10 protein-coding genes are annotated in these 7,158 nt (G+C 68.2%); 6 read left to right on the top strand and 4 right to left on the bottom strand.

Annotated features, from left to right (window positions below; translation table 11 throughout):
* The 4 genes from dmpG to EBN03_RS31120 form a co-directional block, all read left to right on the top strand.
* Window positions 1–615: 4-hydroxy-2-oxovalerate aldolase (gene dmpG, locus EBN03_RS31130; protein ID WP_122191740.1), on the top strand; the 615-nt coding region annotated here is incomplete at its 5' end.
* A 192-nt stretch (window positions 616–807) separates the two neighbouring features.
* Window positions 808–1,749: an NADP-dependent oxidoreductase gene (locus EBN03_RS31125; RefSeq protein WP_233608756.1), complete on the top strand. Its 942-nt coding sequence runs from the start codon at window positions 808–810 to the stop codon at window positions 1,747–1,749.
* A 7-nt stretch (window positions 1,750–1,756) separates the two neighbouring features.
* Window positions 1,757–1,897: a hypothetical protein gene (locus EBN03_RS34380; RefSeq protein ID WP_158675795.1), complete on the top strand. Its 141-nt coding sequence runs from the start codon at window positions 1,757–1,759 to the stop codon at window positions 1,895–1,897.
* A 64-nt stretch (window positions 1,898–1,961) separates the two neighbouring features.
* Entirely contained in the window at window positions 1,962–2,894 is a 933-nt protein-coding gene (locus EBN03_RS31120; protein WP_122191738.1) for an AraC family transcriptional regulator, read from the top strand.
* A 23-nt stretch (window positions 2,895–2,917) separates the two neighbouring features.
* Here the strand turns inward: EBN03_RS31120 and EBN03_RS31115 are convergent, their stop codons facing one another.
* From EBN03_RS31115 to EBN03_RS31100, 4 genes are all read right to left on the bottom strand, one after another.
* Window positions 2,918–3,331 carry a type II toxin-antitoxin system VapC family toxin gene (locus EBN03_RS31115; RefSeq protein WP_122191737.1) on the bottom strand — a complete coding sequence of 138 codons (414 nt, stop codon included), beginning with the start codon at window positions 3,329–3,331 and terminating at the stop codon, window positions 2,918–2,920.
* Window positions 3,324–3,575 carry a type II toxin-antitoxin system Phd/YefM family antitoxin gene (locus EBN03_RS31110; RefSeq protein ID WP_122191736.1) on the bottom strand — a complete coding sequence of 84 codons (252 nt, stop codon included), beginning with the start codon at window positions 3,573–3,575 and terminating at the stop codon, window positions 3,324–3,326. The genes EBN03_RS31115 and EBN03_RS31110 overlap by 8 nt, the downstream gene beginning before the upstream one ends.
* 53 nt (window positions 3,576–3,628) lie before the next feature.
* Entirely contained in the window at window positions 3,629–4,093 is a 465-nt protein-coding gene (locus tag EBN03_RS31105; protein ID WP_122191735.1) for a MarR family winged helix-turn-helix transcriptional regulator, read from the bottom strand.
* A 78-nt stretch (window positions 4,094–4,171) separates the two neighbouring features.
* Window positions 4,172–4,999, bottom strand: a complete 828-nt coding sequence (locus EBN03_RS31100) for a helix-turn-helix transcriptional regulator (RefSeq protein WP_122191734.1) — start codon at window positions 4,997–4,999, stop codon at window positions 4,172–4,174.
* Between the two features lie 87 nt (window positions 5,000–5,086).
* Between EBN03_RS31100 and EBN03_RS31095 the strand changes: the two genes are divergently transcribed.
* Entirely contained in the window at window positions 5,087–5,854 is a 768-nt protein-coding gene (locus EBN03_RS31095) for an SDR family oxidoreductase (RefSeq protein ID WP_122191733.1), read from the top strand.
* Between the two features lie 104 nt (window positions 5,855–5,958).
* Window positions 5,959–7,092: a GDSL-type esterase/lipase family protein gene (locus EBN03_RS31090; RefSeq protein ID WP_122191732.1), complete on the top strand. Its 1,134-nt coding sequence runs from the start codon at window positions 5,959–5,961 to the stop codon at window positions 7,090–7,092.
* Window positions 7,093–7,158 lie beyond the last annotated feature (66 nt).

Genomic DNA, 7,158 nt, shown 5'->3' with positions numbered 1-7,158 from the left:
ATGTCGCACACCCAGCCCCCCGAAGCGCTGGCCAAGCAGGCCCGGATCATGGCCGACGCCGGCTGCCAGTGCGTGTATGTCGTCGACTCCGCCGGTGCGCTGGTCCTCGAGGGTGTCTCGGACCGGATCGCGGCGGTGGTCGCCGAGCTCGGTGACGACGCGCAGGTCGGTTTCCACGGCCACGAGAACCTCGACCTGGCCGTCGCGAACTCCGTGTACGCCGTGCGTGCCGGGGCGAAGCAGATCGACGGCAGCGCACGGCGTTTCGGTGCCGGTGCGGGTAACACGCCGGTCGAGGCGTTCGTCGGTGTCTGCGACAAGCTGAACATCAAGACCGGAATCGACTTCTTCAAGATCGCCGACGCGGCGGAAGATGTTGTGCGCCCGGCCATGCCGCAGGAGTGTCTGCTGGACCGTCAGGCGCTGATGATGGGCTACGCGGGCGTGTACTCGAGCTTCCTGAAGCACGCCGAGCGTCAGGCCGAGCGTTACGGTGTCTCCGCCGCGGAGATGCTGGTCCGCGCCGGTCGCCGCAAGCTGGTCGGCGGCCAGGAGGACCAGCTGGTCGACATCGCTTTGGAACTCCAGCGCGAACAGTCCACCGTCACGGTCTGACGCGTCCCGGACGACGAACAATGGTCGTTCATCCCCGGAGAGCGGGGGTGGACGACCATTGTTGTCGGCGGGGCTCGGGCGGCGGTCGTGAGACGGGCGGATAAAAATCCGAGACTCCAGGGCATTCATCGTCTGACTCGGCCGCCCTAACGTTGTCCTCGTTCGGTTCACCGGAACAGCCGGGGAAACGGTATGAGGGAGAAGACGATGCGTGCGGTGATCCAGAAGAGCTTCGGTGGGCCCGAGGTACTGGAGGTGGCGGAGGTCGACAAGCCGGAGCTGCTGTCGGGTGAGGTGTTGGTGCGGGTGCACGCGAGCGCGGTCAACCCGGTGGATCTGGCGGTGCGGTCGGGGGCGTTCCCGCTGTTGGGTCTGCCGCCGTTCAGCCTGGGCTGGGACATCTCCGGGGTGGTCGAGGCAACCGGTCCGGGTGCGCGGTACGAGATCGGCGACGAGGTCTACGGGATGCCGTTCTTCCCGCGTGCCGCCTCCGGATACGCCGAGTACGTGGCCGCGCCCTCGCGGCAACTGGCGCGGAAACCGAAGTCGCTCGACCACATCGAGGCCGCTGCCCTGCCGCTGGCCGTGCTGACCGCCTGGCAGGGGCTGGTCGACAAGGCCGGTGTGGGCGAAGGCGATCGGGTGCTGATCCACCGCGCGGCCGGCGGTGTGGGCCACCTGGCCGTGCAGCTCGCCAAGGCGCGTGGCGCATACGTCATCGCCCTGGCCAGCGCGGGCAAGCACGATTTCGTGCGCGGCCTGGGCGCCGACGAGGTGATCGACTATCAGAGCGTCGATTTCACCGAGGTCGTGCACGATGTCGACATCGTATTCGACTCGGTCGCCGACGGCCTGCGGTCGCTGCGGGTCCTGAAGCCCGGCGGTGTACTGGTGACGATTCTCGAGCACATGAACCCGGAACTGGAGGCCACGGTGAAGGCCGGCGGATTCCGCTTCGCGGGAGTATCGGTGGAGCCGGATTACGCTGCGCTGGAAGCCGTCGCGGAACTGGTGGACGCGGGCGAACTGCGCCCGACCGTCGCGGAGACCTTTCCGCTCGCGGACGTGGCGAAGGCGCACGAACTGGTGGCGTCGGGAGCGACGGTCGGCAAGGTCGTCCTGACGGTCGACTGAGCTTCCGGTGGCGTCGAGCTGGAAAATGCTGCCGGACAACAGTTCTGGTGAGGAAGGTCGCGGTTCGGCGGGCCGGTTCGAAGATCCGCCGAACCTGCTGACGCTGGGCCTGGTGCTGGCTTGCCCTTCCCATGCGGTGATCGAATAACCTGCGGCGGAATACGGTTGTAGTGCTCAGCTTGCCCGCATGGGTCGGGTCGGAAGGGGTTCGGATGGACGTGCTCACCGAGGCGTTGGCGTCGATGCGGACGGGTGCGCCGAATTCGGTGCGCACCGAGGGGCACGCGCCGTGGGGGTTGCGGTTGCCGGCTACTGCGGGCGCCGGTTTCCATGTTGTGCTGCAAGGGAACTGCTGGCTGTATCCGTCCGCGGGTGCGGACCGGCCGATTCGGCTGGGTGCCGGTGATGTGGTGTTCGTGCGGGACGGCGCGGGGCACATTCTCGCCGACCATCCCGATACGGTCGCGGAGGTGCCGCGCCCGGAGCAGTTCGTCGCGGCACCGCCGGTCGGGATGCTGCGCTTGGGCGGGGACGGGCCGGTCACCAGTCTGCTGTGCGGCAACTATCACCTCGACGGGCAGCGGCCACACCCGTTGCTGCGGCAGCTGCCCGAGCTGATCCACCTGCCGGCCGAGCCGGGCCGGCACCCCCAGCTCGCGGCGGCGGTGGCGCTGCTGGGCACCGAACTGGATTCGCCGCGCATCGGTTCGCACGGCATCGTCCCGGCGCTCGTCGACGCGCTGCTGCTGTACATCCTGCGTGCCTGGATCGACGCGCAGCCGGAGTCCGATGCGACGGGATGGGCTGCGGCCCTGCGTGATCCGGCGGTCGCACCGGCCCTCGCCGCCATTCACGAGGAGCCGGCGGGCGCGTGGACCGTCCAGTCCCTGGCCGACCGTTCCGGCCTGTCCCGCGCCGCGTTCGCTCGCAAGTTCAGCGCCATGGTCGGCGAACCGCCGCTGGCCTACGTCACCCGCTGGCGCCTCACCACCGCCGCCCGCCTGCTCCGCGAGGAAGACCTCCCGGTCGGCGTCGTGGCCGAACGTGCCGGATACAGCTCCGAATTCGCTTTCAGCAAGGCCTTCAAGCGCGAATACGGTTCCGCCCCAGGGCAATACCGCCGCCACGCCCGCGCGGCAGCGTGACGACTGCTACCTCGGCCGGTACCTCAGATCGCGACGAGGTTCAGCAGCGGCTCGAGCCCTCGGAAGTCGTCCGGGTTTCGTGTATAGAGCGGCAGGGCGTGTTGTACCGCGGTCGCGGCGATCTGCAGATCGGCGACACGTTTGCGTGGCTTGCGCCCGATCCGCTGTACCAGCAGTGAGAGGGAGCCGTAGACGTACGCGCTGTCCGCATCGAAGGCCAGTGGTTCGAACGTTCTTGCCACCCACTGCAGCTGCAGCTGGCGCTGGGTCTGACGGATCGGATCTGGGGAAGAGTTCACTCCGGCAGCCAGCTCGGCTAGAGTGACCGCGCTGATCGAGGCCGCGCAGTCCATCGGCAGCTGATCGTGGATCTCCCCGAAATCGACGAGGACCGAGGTGTCCAGCAGGATGTGCCGGTGTGTGAAGGTCTCACTCATCCGCGGGCATCTCCGGGTCGAGCATTGCGTCCATATCCGTGCGCCACTGGGAGTAGTCGACCCGCGGTACTGCGGCGTTGGTACGGACCAATTCGGCGACCGGCACGAACGTGCGCCGAGTGATCGGCTCGAGCCTGGCAACCGGCTTACCGTTGCGAGTGATGGTGAAACTCTCGCCGGCTTCGACTGCAGCCAGCACTTTGCCGCTGTCGTTACGGAGATCGCGCTGCTGGATGGTCCTCATACGTCCAGGTTACGCAGATGCTACGCGGTGGGCACTGTGCTACGAGATGTGCGCTAGTCGGTGGTCTTGGCGGCGTCGGGGAAGGTGGTTTCGCGGATGTGGCGGAGGATGCCGACCAGGGTTTCGCGCTGTTCGGGGGTGATCAGGTCGAAGAACCAGGTGTCGAGGGTGGCGAGGTATTTCGGCCAGACGGCGGCCATCGTGGCTTCGCCGTGGTCGGTGAGGACGGCGTAGGAGCTGCGGCGGTCGACGGGGTCGGGTTCGCGGCGGGCGAAGCCGTTGCGTTCCAGGCGGTCCACCAGCCGGGTGACGCCGCTGGTGGAGAGCTGGGCCTGGGCGGCGAGGTCGGTCATGCGCATGCGCCGGCCGGCGGAGCGGGTGAGCCGGGTGAGGGCGGTGAAGTCGAGGACCGACAGGCCCGCCTCCTGCCAGATCGGCTCGAGTTTGCTGCGCACCCCGTTGGCGGCTTCGAACAGGATGCCGATATCGGTGATGCGGGGGTCGTCGAACTCGTCCATGTCGACAGTCTAGCCGATAGTTGCGGCGCGGAAAATTGCCATGGGGAATACTGCGTGGCGGGTCGAGCGAGGTGTGCCTCAGTGTGTGATGGGCGCGCGATCGGACCAGGCGGTGAACACCTCGGCGGTGTGGCTGCCGGGGTCGGCGCAGTAGATGATCATGCGCTGGTCGGTATCGGCGATGTGCAGGACCTGGCAGGTGAATTCGAGCGGGCCGGCTTCGGGATGGACGACGCTCTTGCGGTGGGCGCGGCGGACCTCGACCTCGTGGTCCGACCACATCTGTGCGAATCGTGGTGAGGTGCCCAGCAATTCGGTCACCAGACGGGCCAGGCCGGGGTGGCCGGTGTAGCGGGCGTAGGCCGCGCGCAGGTCCGCGACCGTCGAGCGGGCGAACCGTTCGGCCTCGGTGGTCCAGTTCGGGACCTGGTTGCGGAAAACCCAGCGGACCATGTTGCGGTCGTCCGCGGGCTTGGTCGACACGTCGCCGATCATCGGCACCGCGGAGGTGTTCCAGGCCAGGATGTCGTAGGTGGCGTCCACGACGTAGGCGGGGGTGCCGCGCATGGTGTCCAGCATGATCCGCACCGAATCCGGGACGGTCCGGATCGGGCCGGTCACGGCGGGCGGATTCTCCTCGGCGATGCGGTAGAGGTAGTCGCGCTCGTCGACGGTGAGCAGCAGCGCGCGGGCCAGCGCGGCCAGCACCTGCCGGGACGGCTTGGCGCCACGCGCCTGCTCCATGCGGATGTAGTACTCGATCGAGATACCGGCCAGCTGCGCCACCTCCTGGCGCCGCAAACCCGGTGTGCGCCGGTTGATTCCCGTCGGCAGGCCCACATCCGCGGGCTGCAGCCGTTCCCGCCGGGTGCGCAGGAACTCCGCCAGTTCTCGACGATCGACCATGGTTCGAGTATGCGCCGGGGTGGGCCGGGCGTGGGTGGTACAAACCGGTCCTCCCAGGGCCCGCGATTCGGCGGCACGATCGAACGCATGACGAACACGAACCACACCGTCGCCCTGATCACCGGTGCCAACAAGGGCATCGGCTACGAAACCGCCCGGGCGCTCGGCGCTCGCGGCATCACCGTCCTGGTCGGCGCCCGCGACCCCGAGGCCGGCCAGCGCGCCGCCGAGGAGCTGAAGCACGACGGAATCGACGCTCGCGCAGTGCAACTCGACGTCACCGACGCCGATTCCGTTGCTCGCGCGGCAGACTGGATCGGCACCGAGTTCGGCCGGCTCGACATTCTGGTCAACAACGCCGCTGTCACCGGTGGCGCCGCCGGTGGGATGACCGCCGCGACCGCCTCGCTCGACGTACTGCGAGAAGTGTTCGAGACCAATGTCTTCGGCCTGGTCGCGGTCACCAACGCGCTGCTGCCGCTGCTGCGCGAGGCGCCCGCCGCGCGGATCGTCAATGTGTCGAGCGAGGTCGGCTCGCTGGCCCTGACCACCGATCCGGCCGGCCCTATGTGGGGGATGACCTCGATTCCGTACGGCACCTCGAAGACCGCGGTGAACATGATCACGACGAAGTACGCGAAGGAACTTCACGACACCGCGATCAAGGTCAATGCCGCCAACCCGGGCTACACCGCCACCGATCTCAACGGCCGCACCGGCTTTCGCACCCCGGTGCAGGGCGCCGAGCCGAGTGTGTACCTGGCGACCCTGCCGGCCGACGGTCCGACGGGGATCCTCTGGGGCTACCGGTGGGGTGCCACCGACGGCGTGGAGTACGGGCAACTGCCCTGGTGAGGGCGGGTCGACAAGTAATTGTTGTGCGGATAGTTGACGCGCGGAATATCTCTCGTTATTGTCTGTCGTGAGGATATTCCGCACAGCAAATACTTGGAGTTGTCATGACCGAGACCTGGATCGCCGGTTTCCGCACCGCCGTCGTCGACCCCAGCGGAGCGAACAATCTCGCCGCGCCGCGCGGGTTCGCCGACGAGACCGTGCTGCAGGTGCTGCACCTGGCCGGTGGCGGGAAGCGCCTGCGGGTGCGGGTGAGCAACCGGTACGGCACGGCGCCGCTGGTGGTCGGTGCGGCCGCGGTCGCGCGGCATGCGGGTGAGTTCCAGGCCGAGCCGGGAAGTGTTGTCGCACTGTCGGTCCGGGGTGAGCGGCGATTCACGGTCGCGCCCGGGGCCGAAATCGTCAGTGACGATGTGGAGCTGGCGGCGGCGTCGGGGGAGGACCTGTTGCTGGGTCTCTATCTGCCGGAATCGACGGAGCCGGCGACCTATTCGCAGGCGCCCGCGCAGGATGCGTTGGTCGTGGCGGGTGAACAGGTCGGCGGCCGGCGTACCGGCGACGGCACCCTCGCCCCCACTCGCTTCTACGTCTCCGGGGTGGATGTGCTTGCTGCACAGGGGACGCCGGTGGTGGTCGCCCTCGGTGACTCGTGGTTCGAAGGGGTGGGCACGACGCCGGGTACGAACAACCGCGTGGTGGACCGGCTCACCGCGGGCCTGGCCCGCGGGTGGGCCGTCAACCAGGGCATCTCCGGAAACCAGCTGCTGCTCGACGATGTCGGCGAAAGTGGCCTGCACCGCTTCGACCGGGATGTGCTGGCGGTGCCCGGTGTCACCCACGTCGTGGTCAACCTCGGCATCAACGACCTCGGGCTGGGCGAAGTCGCCACGGCGGCCGATCTCATCGCCGGATACACCGAACTGGCCGAGCGCGCGCACCGAGCCGGAATCGCGGTGTACGCGAACACGATCGGGCCGTTCGCCGGCGTGATCTACCCGGAGGTGAACGTCGAACCCGCCATCCCCGTGCGGCGCCAGGTCAACGAGTGGCTTTGCGCCACCGATGTTTTCGACGGCGTCTTCGACATCGCCACCGCGGTCGCCGATCCCGCGAACCCCGACTACATCCGCCCCGACCTGGACTGCGGTGACGGACTGCACTTGAACGACGAAGGATCGCGGATCATGGCCGCCGCCATTCGGATTCCGGACCTCGTGCGAGTTGCGGCCGCTGCCTGAGCCGTGGCGCGCGGGAGCGATTCGGATAGCCGGGCCGGTCCGACGACCGAGGTCACCGGACCGGCC

The organism is Nocardia stercoris (assembly GCF_003696265.1).
Taxonomy (GTDB): Bacteria; Actinomycetota; Actinomycetes; order Mycobacteriales; family Mycobacteriaceae; genus Nocardia; species Nocardia stercoris.
This window is presented reverse-complemented; position numbering and strand designations above follow the sequence as displayed.

Coding starts and splice junctions, on each gene's coding strand:
- EBN03_RS31100 (WP_122191734.1), bottom strand. CDS start 4,999: ATGGTCGATCGTCGAGAACTGGCGGAGTTCCTGCGCACCCGGCGGGAA.
- EBN03_RS31090 (WP_122191732.1), top strand. CDS start 5,959: ATGACCGAGACCTGGATCGCCGGTTTCCGCACCGCCGTCGTCGACCCC.
- EBN03_RS31105 (WP_122191735.1), bottom strand. CDS start 4,093: ATGGACGAGTTCGACGACCCCCGCATCACCGATATCGGCATCCTGTTC.
- EBN03_RS31115 (WP_122191737.1), bottom strand. CDS start 3,331: ATGAGTGAGACCTTCACACACCGGCACATCCTGCTGGACACCTCGGTC.
- EBN03_RS31125 (WP_233608756.1), top strand. CDS start 808: ATGAGGGAGAAGACGATGCGTGCGGTGATCCAGAAGAGCTTCGGTGGG.
- EBN03_RS31120 (WP_122191738.1), top strand. CDS start 1,962: ATGGACGTGCTCACCGAGGCGTTGGCGTCGATGCGGACGGGTGCGCCG.
- EBN03_RS31110 (WP_122191736.1), bottom strand. CDS start 3,575: ATGAGGACCATCCAGCAGCGCGATCTCCGTAACGACAGCGGCAAAGTG.
- EBN03_RS31095 (WP_122191733.1), top strand. CDS start 5,087: ATGACGAACACGAACCACACCGTCGCCCTGATCACCGGTGCCAACAAG.